This window comes from Rhizorhabdus dicambivorans, assembly GCF_002355275.1.
GTDB classification, from domain to species: Bacteria; Pseudomonadota; Alphaproteobacteria; order Sphingomonadales; family Sphingomonadaceae; genus Rhizorhabdus; species Rhizorhabdus dicambivorans.
The window spans coordinates 2,613,764-2,633,289 of sequence record NZ_CP023449.1 but is presented as its reverse complement, the minus strand read 5'-3'; the positions used below and the strand labels follow the sequence as shown (position 1 = coordinate 2,633,289).

The following is a 19,526-nucleotide window of genomic DNA, read 5'->3' as shown; positions in this document are numbered from 1 at the left end:
TGCGAATAAACACGGCATGACTGGCATCCGTTCGCACCGATATATGGCCCCCCTACTCGGTCTGCTGGCCATCGCCCTGCTTGCATCGGCCCCGGCCCGAGCCGACCGGCTGGTACGGGAAGGGCATAAGCTGGCGGTGAAGCGCTGTGGGGCCTGCCACGCCACCGAGAAGACCGGCAAGAGCCCCCTCGCCGCGGCTCCGCCCTTCCGTTCGCTGGGCTATGGCTATCCGGTGGAAACCCTGGACGAGGCGCTCGCCGAAGGGATCACCGTGGGGCATCCCGACATGCCCTCCGACCCGTGGAAGCCCGAGGATATCGAGCGCTTCATCGCCTATCTGAAGCATATCGGACCCAAGCCCGCCAAGGCGCGCTGACGAGGCCGGCGGCTTCAGGCATAGGCGTAGGGCCCGCCCTTCTCCAGCGCGGCCTGGTAAGCGGGCCTTGCGTGGATGCGGTCGAGCCAGTCGGTGATGGTCGGGCGTTTGCCGTCGAGCCTGAGGCGCTGGCGGGCGGCTTCGAGCGGAAAGCTCATGATGATGTCGGCGGCGCTGAACTCGGCACCGGCGAACCAGGGGCGCTGGCTGAGCTCGCTTTCGACATAGTCGACATGGGTCATCGCGAATCTGGTGACGAAGCCCCTCGCAGGCCATCCGAACGGGCCCATCTTGCCGATCACCAGCGACAGCAGCAGCGGCGGCATCAGCGATCCCTCGGCATAGTCGAGGAAATAGCGCCAGCGCAGCGCGCCAGCGGCATCCTCGGGCGGCCCGAGCCTGCCGTGGGAGACGGCGACCAGATATTCGAGGATCGTCGCGGTCTCGGCGATGATGCGGCCGTCATGTTCGAGGATCGGCGACTTGCCGAGCGGATGGACCGCCTTGAGCTCGGGTGGGGCGAGCATGGTCTTTTTGTCGCGCGCGTAGCGCTTCACCTCATAGGGGAGGCCGAGTTCCTCGAGCATCCAGAGGATGCGCTGCGAGCGGGAGTTTTCGAGATGATGGACGATAATGGCCAAGGCAGGCTCCCCGTCTGCGAGGCGCGGACCCCGCCCGTCAGTCCGCCTCGTTCACGTAGACCGCCAATTCGTTACCCGAAGGCTCGCGGAAGTGGAAGCGGCGGCCGCCGGGGAAGGCGAAGATCGGCCGGGTGACGATGCCGCCCGCCTTCTCGACCGAAGCGAGCGTGGCTTCGAGATCGTCGGTCTCGATCACCGCGAGCGGACAGGCGGTGGCGTCCTCGAGATGGCCGTTGAGGCCGATATCGGCGGTGCCGCCCGCCCCCGCGCCCGTCGTCGCGGCATAATCGGGACCGAAGCCGGTCAGCGACCATCCGAAGGCCGCTTCGAAGAACGCCTTGCTGCCGGCGGTGTCGCCGACCGGCAGTTCGACATAATTGAGACGTGCGGGCATCGTCCTTTTCTCTCCGTTCGTCCCGAGCGCAGTCGAGGGACGTTAGCGCGCGTCAACGTGTCTCGACTGCGCTCGACACGAACGGGTGTATTCCCTGCCTCAGAGATCGTCGTCCTCGGACGGGCCGGCCATCATCGCGTCGCCGACATCGTCGGACTTGCCGCGGATCGCGGCTTCCAGCTTCGCCGCGAGCTCGGGATTCTCGCGCAGATAGGTCTTGGCGTTCTCGCGGCCCTGGCCGATGCGGATCGAATCATAGCTGAACCAGGCACCCGACTTCTCGACGAAGCCGGCCTTGACGCCGAGGTCGATCAGCTCGCCGACCTTGGACACACCCTCGCCATACATGATGTCGAACTCGACCTGCTTGAACGGCGGAGCGACCTTGTTCTTGACCACCTTCACCCGGGTCGCGTTGCCGACCACCTCGTCGCGGTCCTTGATCGCGCCGGTGCGGCGGATGTCGAGACGGACCGAGGCGTAGAATTTGAGTGCGTTGCCGCCCGTGGTCGTCTCGGGCGAGCCGTACATCACGCCGATCTTCATGCGGATCTGGTTGATGAAGATGACGAGGCACTTGGACCGGCTGATCGAGCCGGTGATCTTCCGCAGCGCCTGGCTCATCAGACGGGCCTGAAGGCCGACATGGCTGTCGCCCATCTCACCCTCGATCTCGGCCCGGGGGACCAGGGCCGCGACCGAATCAATCACCAGCACGTCGATCGCGTTCGAGCGAACCAGCGTGTCGGCGATCTCCAGCGCCTGCTCGCCCGTATCGGGCTGCGAGACGATCAGCTCGTCGATGTCGACGCCCAGCTTCTTGGCATAGACCGGGTCGAGCGCATGCTCGGCATCGATGAAGGCTGCGGTGCCGCCCGCCTTCTGTGCCTCGGCGATCGCATGGAGCGCCAGCGTGGTCTTGCCCGAGCTTTCCGGACCGAAGATCTCGACGATGCGGCCCTTGGGCAGGCCGCCGATGCCGAGCGCGATATCGAGGCCGAGCGAGCCGGTCGACACCGCCTCCACCTGCATCGCCTCGCGGCTGCCGAGCTTCATCGCCGAGCCCTTGCCGAAGGCGCGGTCGATCTGCGCCAGCGCGGCATCGAGGGCTTTCTGCCTGTCCGTGTTCACTGCTTCCCTTTCGGCGATGAGCTTCAATTGTGCCGACATATGCGTCACTCCCTCCGTAGATCGGGCGGCCCGAACCTTCAAACTGGAAGTTGTGTACATGGAATGTTCCATGAGAACAAGAGGTGAAAATCACCCTTTGTTCTCCTACGCCAGATGCGAATGGATCGCAGTAATTCCGGGTGCATGGGGTTGTGTGGTCGTTTTTTTTATTTTCCGGTTCCGTAAGGGCTCATGGGTGAGGAAAGGCATCCACAGCGGTTGGCATATAGAACAAATCGTGACCGAAGGCCAGCCCGAGCCTCTTGCGGTTCGGAGTATATGGATCCCCGCCTGCGTGGGGACGACGATGGAAAGGGGGCCGGGGGTTGGGAGCCTCCGCCTGCCGCGCCCTATTCCACCGCCTCGCCCTGCACGTGCCCGGCCAGCGCCTCGCGCGCAGCCTGGCCGATCTGCTGGACCGAGAAGGGCTTGGGCAGGAAGCCGATATTGTCGAGGTCGATCGACCGGCGCAGCTGCTCCTCGGCATAGCCCGACATGAAGATGATCGGCAGGCCGGGCCGCTTCTCGCGTGCGGCGCGGGCCATGGAGGGGCCGTCCATCGTCGGCATCACCACGTCGGAGATGACGAGGTCGATCGGTTCCTCGGCATTCTCCAGCACCTCCAGCCCTTCCTCGCCATTGGTGGCGGTGAGGATCTTGTAGCCCTGCCGCGCCAGTGCCCGCTCAGCGACGGCGCGCACCATCGCCTCGTCCTCGACCAGCAGGATGGTGCCTGTGCCCCACAGTTCCGGGCTCGATTCCTTGACCGGCAGCCGCGCGACCGGAGCCGATGCCGGCGCCTCGTGGACCGGCAGATAGATGACGAAGCTGGTCCCCTGCCCCACTTCGCTCTCGGCGAAGATGAAGCCGCCGGTCTGCTTGACGATGCCGTAGACGGTCGAGAGGCCGAGGCCGGTGCCCTTGCCCACTTCCTTGGTGGTGAAGAAGGGCTCGAATATCTTGTTGAGATTTTCGCTGGGGATGCCGGTGCCGGTGTCGGTCACCTTCATCGCGGTATATTCGGTGACCGGCATGATCTCGATGCCGAGCTTGCGGACATCGGCCTGGCTGAGGCCGTAGGTCTGGATCGTCAAGGTGCCGCCGTCGGGCATCGCATCACGCGCGTTGACCGCGAGATTGACGATCACCTGTTCGAGCTGGCCCGGATCGGCGCGGACGGTCCCGAGGTTGCGGCCATGGCTAACCTCCAGGCGCACGGTCTCGCCCAGCAGCCGCTTCAGCAGGTTGGTGATCTCCGAGATGATGTCGGGCAGCTGGAGGATCTGCGGGCGCAGGGTCTGCTGGCGCGAGAAGGCGAGCAGCTGGCGGGTCAGCGCCGCCGCGCGGTTGGAGTTGTGCTTGATCTGCTGGATGTCGTCATAGTCGCTGTCGCCGGGGATGTGGCGCATGGTCATCAGGTCGCAATGGCCGATGATCGCGGTAAGGATGTTGTTGAAGTCGTGCGCGACGCCACCGGCGAGCTGGCCGACCGCCTGCATCTTCATCGCCTGGGCGACCTGCCGCTTGAGCTTCGATTCCTCGCTATTGTCCTTCAGGCTGAGCAGCACCGACGCCTTGCCGAGCCCCTTGGCCGCCGCGATGGTGAGCGCGACATTTTCCTCGGGCCGCGCCTTCAATCGCACCGACAGGTCGCTGGCCGAACCGCGCCCCGCCGAGAAGCGCCGTACCGCGTCCGACACCGCCGCCTTGTCCTCCTCGACGACGAGATCGCTCGGATAGACGATCGCCGCATCGGGGGCGATGCCGGCCGCGCGGCGGAAGGGCGAGTTCATGAACAGCACCCGCCCGTCGCGCTCGGCGACGGCCAGCCCGAGCGGCAGCATGCCGAGCAGCGCGTGGAGATCGCCGGTCGCGACCGCGCGCGCCTCGCGTGTGCCCGGCGTTTCGTCGACCAGCAGGAACAGGGTCGCGCGCACCCGGCCATGATCGTCGAGCGGCACCTGGATCAGGCGCACCGGATCGGCGGTGGCGGGATCGGCGGCGAGGCGGATCGCATCCCCGTCGCTGCGCAGCAATTCGGCGAAGGACCAACCGGAGGGAGGCGCTTCCGGCGAACCCAGGGCGCGCTGGAGAAACACCCGGTTGGCGACGATGCCGATGCCATTGCCGTCGACCAATGCGGTCATCACCCCGGCGCTACCGAGCCGGCGTCCGATATCGCTGCCCAGCAGCCGCATGATGTCGCTGAAGCTGTCGAACTGGCTGGACCGACGGAAACGCCAGACGAGATGGCCGTCGAGATGGCCAGCGCGGCGCACGACCACGTCGATCAGCCCCCGGTCACTTTCCAGCTTGTCGATCTCCGCCCGCCCGTCGCGCCGTGCGGCCACGGCGGCGGCGGCAAGCTGCCTCCGCGCCTCGCTGTCGAGCGGCAGGCCCGGCGGGGTCGGCAGGCCGCCGAACCAGCTTTCGAACTGGCGGTTGGCGCAGACCAGGTCGCCGCCCGGCCCGGTGATGGCGATGCCGGTGTCCGAATCCTCGATCGTGCCGAGCACCAGGCTGATGTCGACCTGCCGCATCGGCCGGACATGGATCTGCGCGCGGATCATCGCGACCAGCAGGATCATGCCGATGCCAAGGCAGAAGGCGAGCATGAACAGCCCGGCGACGAGCAGATTGTCGGTCGCTCCCCAGATCATCCCGGCCATGCCGACCGAGGCGACGAGCATGAGCACGCCAAGCAATATGTTGAGCACGATGCGCCCCGAGCTGGCGGTCATCGGAGCCGAGGGGAAGAGCGTGGCCATGGTCCGCTTCTCCCCCCGGTGGCGGCGTGGCGTCAAGATGGGGATGGCCTTCCCACCTATCCTCTTTCGTCGCCCCGGCGGAGGCCGGGGCCGCAAGCGGCAAAGGCGCGCATCACCCTCTTGCGGCCCCGGCCTCCGCCGGGGCGACGGGGGAGAGCAGCGCCTCCCCCTACTCTCTCACCAGATCCTTATCCGCTCGGCGGGCGACAGGTACATCTTCTCCCCCGCCTTGACGTCATAGGCCGGGTAGAAGGGATCGAGGTTGCGGACCACCCAGGCGCGCTGGACCGAGGGCGAGTGGGGATCGGTGAGCAGCCGCTGGCGCAGGTTCGCCTCGCGATAGTTGCGGCGCCAGACCTGGGCCCAGCCCAGATAGAAGCGCTGGTCCCCCGTGAAGCCGTCGATCACCGGCGCCTTCCTGCCGTTCAACGCCATCTGATAGGCCTCATAGGCAACGGTGAGGCCCGCCAGATCGGCGATGTTCTCGCCCTGGGTCAGCGCGCCCTGGACATGCATGCCGGGCAGCGGCTCATAGGCGTCATACTGTTTGACGATCTGGTTGGTCAGCACACCGAAATTCTTGACGTCTTCGGGTGTCCACCAGTCGGCCAGGCGGCCGTGCATGTCGTATTTCGCACCCTGATCGTCGAAATGATGGCTGATCTCATGGCCGATCACCGCGCCGATGCCGCCATAGTTCACCGCCGGATCGGCATGCGGATCGAAGAAGGGCGGCTGCAGGATCGCCGCGGGGAAGACGATCTCGTTCATGCTGAAATTGGCGTAGGCGTTGATCTCCATCGGCGTCATCTGCCACTCGGTCCGGTCGATCGGCTTGCCGAGCTTGTTCAGGTTGCGCTGCCAGTCGAAGGCGTTGGCGCGCATCACATTGCCGAGCAGATCGCCGCGCTTGATCCCCAGCCCCGAATAATCCCGCCATTTCGACGGATAGCCGATCTTGGGCATGAAGGCGGCCAGCTTGGCGCGCGCCTTCACCTTGGTCTCGGGCGCCATCCAGCTGAGGCCGTCGATCCGCTTGCCCATCGCGGCGATGATGTTGCGCACCAGATCGTCGGCAGCAGCCTTGGTCTCCGGGGTGAACCAGAGCTTCACATATTCCTGGCCGAGATCCTCACCGACCAGATTCTTGACCAGGGTGACGCCGCGCTTCCACCGCTCGCTGTTCTGCGGGGTGCCGGACAGGATGGTCTGATTGAACGCGAACTCGGCATCGACGAAGGCCTTGGACAGATAGGGCGCCTGCGTGTTGATCGCCGCGACCAGCAGATAATCCTTGAGCACGCCGAGCGGCGCCGCCTCGATCGCGCGGGCCATGCCGGCGAAGGCGGTGGGCTGGCCGACAAGGAAGCGATCCTGATGGTCGAGGCCGGCGGCCTTGAAATAGGCATCCCAATCGAAGCCGGGGGCGTTCTTCGCGAAATCCGCGCGCGCCCATTTGTTGTAGGTCTTGCTGCTGTCGCGCGAATCGACGCGCGTCCACTGCACCTTGGCCAGTTCGGTCTCGAAGGCCAGCACCTGCGCCGCACGCTGCTCGGCCTGCGCTTCGCCCGCCAGGGTGAGGAGCTGAGCGAGATAGGCCTGATAGCCGGCGCGGGTCCTGGCGATCTCGGCATCGGTCTTCAGATAATAGTCGCGGTCGGGCATGCCGAGCCCGCGCTGGCGCATGATCGGGATATAATTCTCCGGATCCTTGTCGTCCTGATCGACATAGATGACGAAGGGCGTGACCATGCCGTCGCGCAGCAGCGCGCCCATCTTGCCCGCCACCGCGCTTTTGTCCGCCAGCGCCTCGATCGACTTCAGGGTGGGCGTCAGCGGAGCGATGCCGGCGGCGTCGACCGCCTTCTCGTCCATGAAGCTGGCGTAGAAATCGCCGATCCGCGTGCCGGGCTTCGCCTTTTCGAGAAGGTCGTGGCTGCGCGACATCGACAGCTCGTCGAGCACGGTGAACATGCCGAAATTGGAGCGATCCGCCGGGATCGCCGTCGTCTTCGCCCATTGGCCATTGGCATATCCGTAGAAATCGTCGCCGGGCTTGACGGCGCGGTCCATGCCCGCCGTATCGAAGCCGAAGCTGCCATAGGTGGGCTTTGCGGCGGGCCTGGCGGTGGCGGCAACGGCAGAGCCGTTCGCGGCCGGCACAAGCATGGTGCCCGCCGCCAGCGCGATCAGGAATTTATTCATCGAAACCTCGGTGTATGATCTGACTATGACGGTGGGCTTACCATCATCCTTGTCAGTATCAACCCCGGAGTTCTTCTTCCGCCTCACCCTCGGCCCGATGGCGTTCCCGCAATTTCCATTTGTGCGATATCCAGGCACGCCAGCTGCAGCTCGACAGCAGATAGCCGACCGAGGCGCTGATCACCGATATCACGAACAGCCCCATCACCAGCGCCGGAGCCGCCGATGACATCAGCCAGCCCGCCCATTCGGCAAGGCTGGCGCCATGCTCGATCATCACCGCGACGGTGCTGACATCGGCGGTGGAATGGATGAAGCGATTGCCGACGATGATCGAGAGATAGAGGAGGAAGGGGGTCGTCGCCGGATTGCTGAGGAAGGTCATCGCCACCGCGATCGGCACATTGGCCCGGCAGGGCAAGGCCAGCAGCGCCGCGCCGATGATCTGGAGGCCCGGGATCATCAGGAAGATGCCGACGATCAGCCCCAGCGCCACGCCGCGCGGCACCGAACGGCGGGTGAAGCGCCACAGTGACGGTTCCAGCACGCGATGGGCGAAGGGGCGCAGCCACCGCACCTCCTCCAGCTGCTCGCGGGTCGGTGCGTTCTTGCGCCACCATCGGCCGATCGTGTGGAACATCCGCGTTCAGCCCCGCTCGCGCAGCAGGCGCTGCTGTTCGCGCTTCCAGTCGCGCGCCTTCTCGGTCTCGCGCTTGTCGTGGAGCTTCTTGCCCTTGGCCAGCGCCAGTTCAACCTTCGCCCGGCCACGACCGTTGAAATAGATCGACAGCGGGATCAGCGTCATCCCCTCCCGCGAGACCGCATTGCGCATCTTGTCGATCTCGCGGGAATGCAGCAGCAGCTTGCGGGGGCGCTTCGGCTCATGGTTGAAGCGGTTGCCATGGCTGAACTCGGGCACGTTCGAGTTGACCAGCCAGACCTGATCGTCCTTCACCTCGGCATAGCTTTCGGCAATCGATCCCTCGCCGAAGCGCAGCGACTTCACCTCGGTCCCGGTCAGCGCGATGCCGGCCTCGAAGAACTGCTCGAGGAAATAGTCGAAGCGCGCGCGCCGGTTCTCGGCGACGATCTTCTTCTTGTCGAACTCGGCGGGACGCGGACGGGCCATAAAACTCTACATCACCCCTCCCGCATGCGGGAGGGAAAGGGGTGGGCAAGCGACGAGAACGGCTCGACGCCGTTATCGTTGCTCTATCGAAAAGAAGGTAGTGTGCTCGCTGGCGCTCGCAACCCACCCCCTGCCCCTCCCCGATCAGGGAGGGGAGAAAACTAGATCGCCCCCGCATGGGCGAGCGCCGCATCGACCGCGGCACGGCTCGCTTCGGAAGGCCAGGTCATCGGCATGCGGAGTTCGTCCGGGAAATCCCTGTAGGTGCGGGTCAGCGCATATTTGACCGGGCCTGGCGAGGCATCGGTAAACAGCGCGGCATGGAGCGGGAACAGCCTGTCCTGCAGCGCCAGCGCGTCATTCCACCGGCCTTCGAGGCAGGCCTTCTGGAACTGCGCGCACAGGCCGGGCAGGACGTTCGCGGTCACCGAGATGCAGCCGCGCCCCCCCATCGCCATGAAGCCCAGCGCCATATCGTCATTGCCCGACAGCTGGCAGAAATCGGGGCCGCAATGCTGGCGCTGCGCCGAGACCCGCTCGACCTTGCCGCTGGCGTCCTTGATGCCGACGATCGTCTTGATCGCGGCCAGCTGGCCCAGCGTCTCGGGCTGGATATCGGTGACGGTGCGCGCGGGCACATTGTAGACGATGATCGGCAGGCTGCAATTCTCGGCCAGATGGCGATAATGCAGCAGCAGCCCGTCCTGGTTCGGCCGGTTATAATAGGGCAGCACCACCAGCGCGGCATCGGCGCCGGCCTTCTGCGCGGACTTCATATGCTCCAGCGCGACGGCGGTATCGTTCGATCCGCAACCGGCGATCACCGGCACCCGCCCCCGGGCCTGCTCGATGCAGACCTTGACGACGTGGTTGTGCTCCTCGATCGACATCGTCGCGGATTCGCCGGTCGTGCCGCAGGGGACAAGCGCGCTCGATCCCTCGTCGATCTGCCAGTCGACGAAGGCGCGGAACAGTTTCTCGTCGAACGCCCCGTCGCGAAACGGCGTCACCAGGGCTGGTATCGACCCACTGAACATCACGCTCTCCCTTCACCTCGGGCCACGGGCACGCCATAATGGCGTCATGAACCGTGTCCGAGCAACGAAAGCGCCCAATAGGTTCGGGCACCCTCCCCTGTCCAGTCGCTCCCGCCGTCTTTTTACAGGCATGGCGGCGCTGGTCTCCACGGCGGCGATCGCCGCGACCATGGCGCCGGAGCTGCCGGCCCCCAGCGGGCTGAACCGCGCGCCCGCGCCCGGCGCCCCGGCGTGGCGCGACGATGTGCTGCAGGGCGCGATCAACGAATGGCGGCGGCTGCAGCAGACCGATTCGCTCCCATTCCAGGATTATGCGGCCTTCCTGATCGCGCATCCGGGCTGGCCCGGCGAGCAGGCGATGCGCCGCGCCGCCGAGCGACGGATCGACCCGAACCGCTTCGACACCAAGCTGGTGGTGACCTTCTTCACCCGCTTCCCCCCGCTCACCGCCGCCGGCCAGACCCGCTATGCCGAGGCGCTGCAGGCGACCGGCCGGCTTGCCGAGGCGCGGAACAACGCCGCCGCGGCCTGGGTGACCAAGGGCCTGATCGCCGACGACGAGGCCCGGCTGACGGCACGTTTCGGGGCGAGCATGACCCGCGCCGATCACGACAGGCGGATGGAACGCCTGCTGCTGGACCGGGCCACCACCCCGGCCGCCCGCCAGATCGAGAATGTCACGCCGGCCAAGCGCCCGCTCTATGCGGCACGGCTCGCCCTGCTGCGCAAGGATCCGGATGCGGAGGCCAGGTTCCTGGCGGCCGGCGATGCGGTGAACCGCGATCCCGGCATCATGATCGAGCGTGCCCGCTATCTGCGCGACAAGGCCGACAGCATGGGCGCGCGCATCTGGCTGGGCAAGTCGCGCAACCTGGCCAGCCCGCCGTTCGATACCGCCTGGTTCCTGGACAATCTGCTGAGCTTCGCCCAGGCCGCCAACGCCGACGCGCAATATGATCTGGCGCTGGCGATCGCCAAGCATGCCGAGCAGGCCTTTCCGCCCGGCACCCGCATCCGCGACCGCCCGTTCGCCGAACGCGACGACTATACCAGCCTGATGTGGCTGGCCGGCACCGTCGCGCTGGAGAAGCTGGGCCGCTATGACGATGCGGTCATCATGTTCGACCGCTATGCCCGCGCGGCGCAGACCCCGGGCACCCAGACCAAGGGCTGGTACTGGGCCGGCCGCGCCGCCGAACGTGGCGGCAAGCCCGACTGGGCGAAGAGCTATCTCGGCCAGGCGGCGCCACATATCGACCAATATTATGGCCAGCTCGCCGCCGAACGGCTAGGCCGCGACCTGGCGCTTCCGCCCGAGCCGCAGCGATCGGCGGTGACCGCCGAGGAGCGGGCATCCTTCGAGGCGAGCGAGGTCGTCCGCGCCGTGCGGCTGCTGGGCCGCACAGGGCCATGGCAGGACCAGACCGCCTTCGTCCGCCTGATCGCCGCCAATGCCCGCACCGACAGCGACCATATCCTGGCGGGCGAGCTGGCCCGATCGGTCGACCGGCCCGACCTGGGGGTGATGGTGTCGCGCGCCGCGCGGACCAGCGGCACGCCCGACCCGCTGCGCATCGGCTTTCCCGAGGTGCCGGTGCCCCCGGCGATGAAGGAGCACTGGACGCTGATCCACGCGATCAGCCGCCAGGAGAGCCAGTTCGACCGGCAGGCGACGAGCCGCGTCGGCGCGCGCGGGCTGATGCAGCTGATGCCCGCCACCGCAAAGGAGCAGGCCGGGCGCATGGGCCTGCCCTATGATCCGCTGAAGCTGGCCGAGATCGACTATAATGTGATGATCGGATCGGCCTTCTTCGACCGGATGCTGAACTATTATGGCGGCAATTATGTGCTCGCCATCGCCAGCTACAATGCCGGGCCGGGCAATGTGAACAAGTTCCTGAAGGCCAATGGCGACCCCCGCCTGCCCGGCGTCGACGTGGTCGACTGGATCGAGGCGATCCCCTTCGCCGAGACGCGCGGCTATGTGCAGAAGGTGCTGGAGAATGCGGTCGTCTACGACCTGCTCAATCCGGCGCGCGCGCGCGGGCTGACCCGCAACCGGCTGTCGACCTATCTGGGCAAGGTGAAGCCGGGCTGAGCCCGATACGGAACGCTGGCGATGCCGGGACGTTGCAGCCCGGGGGGCGTTCCGACACCGAATATCGGCATGGGTCTCGCAAAGCCTCTTGTGCAGCGCAGCGAAGCGTTGCACCATCCATCGCGTCGACCAGACAGATAATGGAGGCATATGGCAGGGGCAGCCGCTTTCGACGAAATCCGGGGCAAGCCGGGAGACCCGGCGGGAAGGCCCGAGTTCGCACGCTTGCGCGAATGGATGGAGACCACCCCGCCCGCCGAGCTCGACCGGCGCCAGAAGGCCGCCGAAACCGCCTTTCGCCAACTGGGCATAACCTTTGCCGTCTATGGCGAGGAGGAATCCGCCGAGCGGATCATCCCGTTCGACATCGTCCCCCGCGTCTTCACCGCGCGCGAATGGGCCAATCTCTCCGAAGGGCTGGTGCAGCGGGTCGAGGCGATCAACGCCTTCCTTGCCGACATATATGGCCCCCGCAAGATATTGGCCGACAAGATCGTCCCCGAGGAACTGATCCTCTCCAACCCGCAGTTCCGGCCGATGCTGGCGGGCGCGAAGCCCCCGCACGGCGTGTTCGCGCATATCTGCGGCATCGATCTCGTCCGCACCGGCCCCGACGATTTCTGGGTGCTCGAGGACAATGCCCGCACGCCGTCCGGCGTCTCCTACATGCTGGAGAATCGCGAGGCGATGCTGCGGCTCTGCCCCGAGCTGTTCGAGCAGTTCAAGGTCGCTCCGATCGACAGCTATCCGGACGCGCTGCTGGAGACGCTGCAGTCGGTATCGCCACGGCGCCAGGGGACCGGGGCGACCTGCGTGCTGCTGACCCCCGGCCATTTCAACTCGGCCTTCTACGAGCACAGCTTCCTGGCCGATTCGATGGGGATCGAACTGGTCGAGGCGGCCGATCTGGAGGTCGACGACGACAAGGTGTGGATGCGGACGATCGAGGGGCGCGTGCAGGTCGACGTCATCTATCGCCGCATCGACGACGACTATCTCGACCCGCTGGTGTTCAAGCCCGATTCTCTGCTGGGCGTTCCCGGCATCATCGCGGCCTATATGGCGGGTAATGTCGCGCTGGTGAACGCGCCGGGCACCGGCATCGCCGACGACAAGGCGATCTACAGCTATATGCCCGAGATCGTGAAATATTATGCGGGCAGCGACGCCAAGCTGCCCAATGTCGAGACCTATCGCTGCCGCGAGGCCAGCGCACTGCAATATACGCTCGACAATCTCGACAAGCTGGTGGTGAAGCTGGTCGATGGGTCGGGCGGCTACGGCATGCTGGTCGGCCCGACCGCGAGCAAGGGGCAGATCGAGGAGTTCCGCGCCGCGCTGGTCGCCGAGCCGCACCGCTATATCGCGCAGCCCACCCTCGCCCTGTCGACCGTACCGACGCTGACAGAGAAAGGCGTGGCGCCACGCCATGTCGATTTCCGGCCGTTCGTGCTGTCGGGCGCCAAGGGCGTCACCATCACGCCGGGCGGCCTGACCCGGGTCGCGCTGCGCGAGGGATCGCTGGTGGTGAACAGCAGCCAGGGCGGCGGCACCAAGGACAGCCTGATCCTGGCCGACGATGCGGCCGATGCCACGGGGAGCGCCGCCTGATGCTCTCCCGCACCGCCAGTTCGCTCTACTGGATCGGCCGCTATGTCGAGCGGGCCGAGTTCACCGCCCGGCTGATCGAGGCGACGATCCGCCTCGACGCGCTCTCCGCCCGCCCCGCCGGCCAGGGCGCCTGGGATAGCGCGCTGCTGGTCGCCGCCGCCGACTATGATTTCGGCCTGACCGGCGAGACCCGATCGCCGCTCGCGATCAGCCGCTACCTGACGCTGTCGGCGGACAATCCCAACTCGATCCGCTCCTGTCTCGATGCCGCGCGCAGCAATGCCAAATCGGTGCGCACCGCGCTGAGCCGCGACGCCTGGGAGGCGATCAACCGTGCGTGGCTGTTCCTGCGCGGCCGCGCCTCGACCGGTGGCAGCCAGACGACGTTGAGCCTGGTCGAGCATATCCGCGCCGAGACGCGCGGCTTCGAGGGGGCGCTGCACCGGATGCTGCGCAACGAAGCCTACAGCTTCATCGGCCTCGGCGCGGCGATGGAGCGCTCCGACAACACCGCGCGGCTGATCGACGTCAAATATCATCTGCTGCTGCCAGAGGGCGAAAAGGTCGGCGGGCTGATCGACCGCGACCAGTGGACAACCATCCTCCACACCGTCTCGGCGGTCACCGCCTATCGCTGGCTGTACAGCGAGGGGCTGAAACCCTGGCTGGTCGCCGAACTGCTGTGCCTGAAGCCCGAACTGCCGCGCTCGCTGGTCGCGTCTTCGGAGGAGGTCGTGGCGCACCTCAATGCCATCGGCAAGCGCACCGGCCTGCAGGGCGAGGCCGACCGGCTCGCCCGCGTCCGCCACAACGCGCTCGAACGCACCACGATCGACGCGATCTTCGCCCAGGGTTTGCATGAATGGCTGACCGCGTTCATCCACGAGAACACGCGCATCCATCATGCGATAGGGCAGCAATTCCGGTTCGGCTGAGGTCCCCTCATGCGACTCCTGATCCACCACCAGACCGAATATCGCTACACCGAGCCGCAGGCGCGGGTCGTGCAGCTACTGCGGCTGACGCCCGCCAGCCATATCGGCCAGAATGTCGTCCACTGGCGGATCGACGTCGATTGCGACGCGCGGCTCAAGCACGCCACCGACGGCTTCGGCAACGTCACCTCGATGCTGTACCTCGCCGGGCCAGTCGAACGGATCGGCCTGCGCGTCACCGGCGAGGTGCTGACCGAGGACCGCGCCGGGGTCGTTTCCGGCGCGATCGAGACCTTGCCGCCCATGGTGTTCACCCGCACCACCGAGTTGACCACGCCCGAGGAAAGCCTGCTGGCGCTCGCCGCCGAGCATGATCGCGCGTCCGGCGACGAACTGAGCCGGGTCCATGCCATCAACAGCGCCGTCCATGCGATGATCCGCTGCACGGAGGAGCGCAGCACCGAGGTCCGCCCGGTCAGCGAGGTGATCGCGGCCGGCCGGGGCTGCAGCATGGACATGGCGCATGTGCTGATCGCCGCGGCCCGCGCGGCGGGCTTCGCCGCCCGCTTCGTCACCGGCTATATCTATCGCGACGATCCCGGCCACGGCCATCGCCAGGCGCCGCATTTCTGGGCGGAGATCGACGTGCCCGGCTTCAGCTGGATCGGCTTCGATCCCGCCAACGACATGTGCCCCAGCGACCGCTATGTCCGCGTCGCCAAGGGCCTGGACTTCCGCGACGCCGCGCCGATCTCGGGCGCGAGGGTCGGCGGCGGGCACGAGGTGCTCAACATCGGCGTCGACGTGAGCCTGTCGCAGGGGCAGTTGCAGAGCTGAGGGCGTGCCTCCTCTTGGCCCCGCTTCACCATCATTCCGCTCGCGCGGGACCTTTGAATTAACCCCGTCACTCCCAACCCGTCACTCCCGCCCTTCGACTGCCTGCAAGGCAGGCGCTCAGGATAAACTTCGGCTACATGCCGAAGGCGGGAATCCATATTCTCTGAAGCTCGAACCTCTTGGCGGAAGGGGTTATGGATCCCCGCTTCCGCGAGGATGACGAGTGTTGGGGGCTGGCGACTCTTTCCCAAGGTCCCACTTTCGGGGAATGACGGCGTTGGAGTGTACGGAGCCATGGACGGCTATCCGCTAGCGGCCTATTCACGACTGATATCGAGCGGGAATCCGGATCTGTCATGAAATTGTTGCGGGGCCTCTGGGCGTTGCTGGTGGGCATCAAGGACGCGCTTGTCCTGATCGCGATGCTGCTGTTCTTCGGGCTGCTGTTCGCGGCGCTGTCGATCAAGCCCAATCCGACGGTGCCGACCGCCGGCGCGCTGGTGATCGACCTGTCGGGCACGCTGGTCGAGCAGCCCGCCGAGGCCGATCCCTTCGCGCTGTTCGCCGGCACCCGCCAGTTCGCCCGCGAGACCCGGCTGCGCGATGTCGAGCGCTCCCTGCAGACGGCGGCCGGATCGAACGAGGTCAAGGCGATCGTGCTCGACCTCGACGCCTTCGTCGGCGGCGAGCCGGCCACGCTGGCGGCGGCTGGCAAGGCGCTCGACAAGGCGCGCGCCGCCGGCAAGCCGATCTTCGCCTATGCCACCGGCTATAGCGACGACGCCTATCGCCTGGCCGCGCACGCGACCGAGATCTGGCTGAACCCGCTGGGCGGCGTGATCCTCGCGGGGCCGGGCGGCTCGCGGCTGTATTACAAGGGGCTGATGGACAAGCTCGGCATCACCGCGAAAATCTATCGGGTCGGCGCCTTCAAGTCGGCGGTAGAGCCCTATATGCGATCCGACCAGTCGCCCGAGGCGCGCGAAGCAAACCAGGCGCTGGCCAATGCGCTGTGGTCCACATGGCTCGGCGATGTCGGCGCCGCCCGGCCTAAGGCGAAGCTGGCGGCCTATGCCGCCCGCCCGACCGTCTTTATGGCGGCCGCCAAGGGCCGCATGTCGCAGGCTGCGCTCGACGCCGCGCTGGTCGACCGGCTCGGCGACCGTAACGCGTTCAACTCGCGGGTGGCGGCGATCGCGGGCGAAGACAGCGGCAACGGCCTCAACGGCTTCAAGACCATCCCGCTCGACCGCTGGGCCGCCGCCCATCCCGAAAAGTCGGGCGGCAGCGCGATCGGCGTGCTGACGGTGGCCGGCGAGATTGTCGACGGCGAGGCGCCTCCGGGCACGGCCGGGGGCACCACCATCTTCAACCTGCTGCTCGACGAACTGGCGCGCAGGCGGATCAAGGCGCTGGTCGTGCGGATCGATTCGCCGGGCGGATCGGTGACGGCGGGCGAGAAGATCCGCTCGGCGATCCTCGCCGCCAAGGAGATGGGCCTGCCGGTGGTGGTCTCGATGGGCGGGCTTGCCGCCAGCGGCGGCTACTGGATAGCGACCCCGGCCGATCGCATCATCGCCGATCCGGCGACGATCACCGGATCTATCGGCGTGTTCGGCATCCTGCCGACCTTCGAGGGCTCGCTGGCCAAGCTGGGCTTGTCGGCCGACGGTGTGAAGACCACGGCGCTGTCGGGCGAACCCGATGTGCTGCGCGGGACATCGCCGCAATTCGACGCGCTGATGCAGGGATCGATCGAGGATATCTACCAGCGCTTCACCGGACTGGTCGCACAATCGCGCAAGCTGCCGATCGAACGGGTGCGGACGATCGCGGAAGGGCGCGTATGGGCCGGGACAAGCGCCCGGCAGATCGGACTGGTCGACGGCTTCGGCACGGTCGACGACGCGGTGGCGGCGGCGGCCAGGCTCGCCAAGCTCGATCCCGCCAAGGTGCGCCCGCTCTATATCGAGAAGCAGCCCGCCCAGTGGAAGCAGGCGCTCCAGACCCTGTTCGGCCCGGACGAGGAGGGTGTGGCGGGCGCCACCGCGCGCGGCCCCTGGGGCGCGGCAGCGGTGCGGAACGACGCGGCGGTCCTGGCGGCGCTCGGCCAGGCGCAACGCGTGTTGACCGGCCCGTCGATCCAGGCCCTCTGCCTCGAATGCGCGGTGGCGGGCACCCCGCCTCGCCCCAGCGACGCGGCCGCGGCCCGCAACCTGCTGGCATGGGCGCGACCTTAAGCGTCCGTTCCGCCACTGTCGGCGACGCCGGAGCGATCGCCGGCATCTATGCCCATTATGTCGAACGCAGCGTCGTCACCTTCGAGCTGACGCCGCCGGATGCCGCCGAGATCGCGGCGCGGATCGGCCATGTCCTGCCGCGCTATCCGTTTCTGGTCGCCGAACAGGAGGGCCGGATCGCGGGCTATGCCTATGCCGGAAAGCTCTACGAGCGCCCCGCCTATCGCTGGGCCGCCGAAACCACCGTCTATGTCGCGCCCGACCGGCATCGGCAGGGTGTCGGCCAGACGCTCTACAGCGTGCTGATCGCCAGCCTGGCGGCACAGGGCTTCCAGACCGCGATCGGCAAGATCACCCTGCCCAACCTCGCCAGCGTGGCGCTGCACGAGGCGTTCGGCTTCGTCCGTTGCGGGATCCTGTCCCGCGTCGGCTACAAGCAGGGAGGATGGCATGACGTCGGCATCTATCAGCTGGAACTGGGGACGCGCCCGGCGCGACCGGAGGAGACGCGGCCATTCATGTGAAGCCGCCTGCAGCGTCGCCCCGGCGGAGCCGGGGCCGCAAGCGTTTTTGGGACGGGTGGCGAAAGAGCCGCTGACGGCCCCGGCCTCCGCCGGGGCGACGGCAAGTTCGGCGAGGGTTCAGGCGAAGCGGCTCGTGCACGCCTTCACGGTCTCGGCAGGCGCACCAAGCTTGACCATCTTGCCGAGCGCCTTCTGCTTGAGCGCAAGCGTCTTCTCATATTCGCTGGCGCCCCGCGCGCGCAGGCCGGAGCCGACAGTGCCGTCGAGATCGCGGCGCATCTTCATGAGCTCGGACAGGGTTTCCTGTGCCCGGGGCTCCCGGGTCTGGACCGTCTTCACCAGGAAGTCGCCCAGCGAGTAGCACCCCAGCGCCGCGTCGAAACGCGCCTTGGGCAATTCGATGCCTGCGGTCTTCTTGACCTGCGGATAGGCCTGGTCGCACGGGTTCACCAGCGCCTGCCATTTGCCGCCGGTGACATCCGCCTCGACCTCACCCATCCGGCTGACCACTTCCGACGCGCGCTTGGCCGAGAAGGCGCCGCCATCGGACGCCGCGAGCATCGCATAATGGAGGATGCGGGTCTGGTCATCGAAGCCGAGATCGCCCGTCACATCGGGCGATTTCTGACGCGCGGCGGCGGCGCTCACCACGGCGCAGGTCGCCGCCTTGCCGATCGGATCGCCGGGCAGCGCGAGCTGCTTGGGCCCACAGGCCGACACCATCAGCGCCATCGCCGACACCGCGAAAATCCGGTTACGCATCACCACACCTCAACAAACTGTCGACGACTCTACGTTCGATGCCCATGAGGGTTCCCCTGGCGAAACGAAGCTGTCGCCAGGGTTAATGACGGCCGCATCCGCGGCGATCAGCCGCGATAGCCGGGCAGATGGATGCCGCGGACTATGGCCAGCGCCCGCAGGGCGAAGCCGGCGAGCGCGGCCAGCCCCGCCGCCGGCAGCAGCGGCGCGCCGAGCAGCATCAGCAGGACGAACAGGCCGGCGGTCAGCGCCGCGACGGTGACGTAGAGTTCGGGACGCAGCAGGATCGACGGCTCCCCGGCCAGCACGTCGCGGATGACGCCGCCCATGCAGGCGGTGATCACCCCCATCATCGCGGCGCCGAGCGGCGGGACGCCATAGGCCAGCGCCTTCCATGATCCGAACACCGCATAGGCCGCGAGCCCGATCCCGTCGAACCACAATATCGCCTGGTCCGACCATATCCGCCTTGGCGTCACCCATACGGCCAGCGCCGCGAGCAGACATATCGCCAGGGCGCGATTATCGTGAATCCAGAAGACGGGTGCTCCGATCAGCAGATCCCGCAGGGTGCCCCCGCCCGTACCCGTCACCGCCGCGAAGAAGACGAAGGTGACGATCGTCAACTCCCGCCGCGCCGCTGCCAGCGCACCGCTGATCGCGAACACCCCGATTCCGGCGATGTCGAGCCATGGCAGGACGGAACGGACCATCATGAGATCGGGGAGCGGCATGGGCGAGCTTTGCCCCCTTTCCCACCCGCCTTCAAGCTGGGCCATGGGATAGGGCAAACCCGTCG

At 66.9% G+C, this 19,526-nt stretch carries 17 protein-coding genes; 7 read left to right on the top strand and 10 right to left on the bottom strand.

Annotated features, from left to right (window positions below; all coding sequences use genetic code 11):
* Positions 1 to 16: 16 nt before the first annotated feature.
* Positions 17 to 376 (top strand): c-type cytochrome, encoded by a 360-nt coding sequence (locus CMV14_RS12470; protein ID WP_066959240.1) that lies wholly within the window; start codon positions 17 to 19, stop codon positions 374 to 376.
* A 14-nt stretch (positions 377 to 390) separates the two neighbouring features.
* Here the strand turns inward: CMV14_RS12470 and CMV14_RS12465 are convergent, their stop codons facing one another.
* The 8 genes from CMV14_RS12465 to dapA form a co-directional block, all read right to left on the bottom strand.
* Positions 391 to 1,017 carry a glutathione S-transferase family protein gene (locus CMV14_RS12465; RefSeq protein ID WP_066959239.1) on the bottom strand — a complete coding sequence of 209 codons (627 nt, stop codon included), beginning with the start codon at positions 1,015 to 1,017 and terminating at the stop codon, positions 391 to 393.
* 37 nt (positions 1,018 to 1,054) lie between these two features.
* Positions 1,055 to 1,411 (bottom strand): VOC family protein, encoded by a 357-nt coding sequence (locus CMV14_RS12460; RefSeq protein WP_066959238.1) that lies wholly within the window; start codon positions 1,409 to 1,411, stop codon positions 1,055 to 1,057.
* A 99-nt stretch (positions 1,412 to 1,510) separates the two neighbouring features.
* On the bottom strand, positions 1,511 to 2,581 hold the full coding sequence (gene recA, locus CMV14_RS12455) for a recombinase RecA (RefSeq protein WP_066959237.1): 1,071 nt from the start codon (positions 2,579 to 2,581) through the stop codon (positions 1,511 to 1,513).
* A gap of 350 nt (positions 2,582 to 2,931) precedes the next feature.
* Complete coding sequence (locus tag CMV14_RS12450; RefSeq protein ID WP_066959236.1) at positions 2,932 to 5,349, bottom strand: hybrid sensor histidine kinase/response regulator; 2,418 nt, start codon at positions 5,347 to 5,349, stop codon at positions 2,932 to 2,934.
* Positions 5,350 to 5,526: 177 nt separating this feature from the next.
* Positions 5,527 to 7,554, bottom strand: coding sequence for a M13 family metallopeptidase (locus tag CMV14_RS12445; protein WP_066959233.1), 2,028 nt, complete (start codon positions 7,552 to 7,554; stop codon positions 5,527 to 5,529).
* A gap of 58 nt (positions 7,555 to 7,612) precedes the next feature.
* Positions 7,613 to 8,194 carry a DUF2062 domain-containing protein gene (locus tag CMV14_RS12440; RefSeq protein WP_066959232.1) on the bottom strand — a complete coding sequence of 194 codons (582 nt, stop codon included), beginning with the start codon at positions 8,192 to 8,194 and terminating at the stop codon, positions 7,613 to 7,615.
* Between the two features lie 6 nt (positions 8,195 to 8,200).
* On the bottom strand, positions 8,201 to 8,683 hold the full coding sequence (gene smpB / locus CMV14_RS12435; RefSeq protein ID WP_066959231.1) for an SsrA-binding protein SmpB: 483 nt from the start codon (positions 8,681 to 8,683) through the stop codon (positions 8,201 to 8,203).
* A 161-nt stretch (positions 8,684 to 8,844) separates the two neighbouring features.
* Positions 8,845 to 9,720, bottom strand: coding sequence for a 4-hydroxy-tetrahydrodipicolinate synthase (gene dapA / locus CMV14_RS12430; protein ID WP_066959230.1), 876 nt, complete (start codon positions 9,718 to 9,720; stop codon positions 8,845 to 8,847).
* A gap of 130 nt (positions 9,721 to 9,850) precedes the next feature.
* Here dapA and CMV14_RS12425 point away from each other — a divergent pair, with 130 nt between their 5' ends.
* The 6 genes from CMV14_RS12425 to CMV14_RS12400 all read left to right on the top strand — a co-directional run bounded on the left by CMV14_RS12425 (position 9,851) and on the right by CMV14_RS12400 (position 17,965).
* A complete protein-coding gene (locus CMV14_RS12425; protein ID WP_066959229.1) occupies positions 9,851 to 11,818 on the top strand; it encodes a lytic transglycosylase domain-containing protein in 1,968 nt (655 codons plus the stop codon).
* Between the two features lie 150 nt (positions 11,819 to 11,968).
* Complete coding sequence (locus tag CMV14_RS12420; RefSeq protein ID WP_066959228.1) at positions 11,969 to 13,429, top strand: circularly permuted type 2 ATP-grasp protein; 1,461 nt, start codon at positions 11,969 to 11,971, stop codon at positions 13,427 to 13,429.
* On the top strand, positions 13,429 to 14,364 hold the full coding sequence (locus CMV14_RS12415) for an alpha-E domain-containing protein (protein WP_066959227.1): 936 nt from the start codon (positions 13,429 to 13,431) through the stop codon (positions 14,362 to 14,364). The genes CMV14_RS12420 and CMV14_RS12415 overlap by 1 nt, the downstream gene beginning before the upstream one ends.
* Before the next feature lie 9 nt (positions 14,365 to 14,373).
* Complete coding sequence (locus CMV14_RS12410; protein WP_066959226.1) at positions 14,374 to 15,201, top strand: transglutaminase family protein; 828 nt, start codon at positions 14,374 to 14,376, stop codon at positions 15,199 to 15,201.
* 356 nt (positions 15,202 to 15,557) lie between these two features.
* Entirely contained in the window at positions 15,558 to 17,441 is a 1,884-nt protein-coding gene (gene sppA / locus CMV14_RS12405) for a signal peptide peptidase SppA (protein WP_066959224.1), read from the top strand.
* A complete protein-coding gene (locus CMV14_RS12400; protein ID WP_066959222.1) occupies positions 17,426 to 17,965 on the top strand; it encodes a GNAT family N-acetyltransferase in 540 nt (179 codons plus the stop codon). Before sppA ends, CMV14_RS12400 begins: the two co-directional genes overlap by 16 nt.
* Positions 17,966 to 18,082: 117 nt before the next feature.
* Here CMV14_RS12400 and CMV14_RS12395 read toward each other — a convergent pair whose 3' ends face one another.
* Together CMV14_RS12395 and CMV14_RS12390 are read right to left on the bottom strand one after the other, a co-directional pair.
* The gene (locus CMV14_RS12395; RefSeq protein ID WP_066959220.1) at positions 18,083 to 18,727 is read right to left on the bottom strand and encodes a hypothetical protein; all 645 of its coding nucleotides are present in this window, start codon (positions 18,725 to 18,727) and stop codon (positions 18,083 to 18,085) included.
* A gap of 107 nt (positions 18,728 to 18,834) precedes the next feature.
* The gene (locus CMV14_RS12390) at positions 18,835 to 19,461 is read right to left on the bottom strand and encodes a trimeric intracellular cation channel family protein (protein WP_066959218.1); all 627 of its coding nucleotides are present in this window, start codon (positions 19,459 to 19,461) and stop codon (positions 18,835 to 18,837) included.
* Positions 19,462 to 19,526 lie beyond the last annotated feature (65 nt).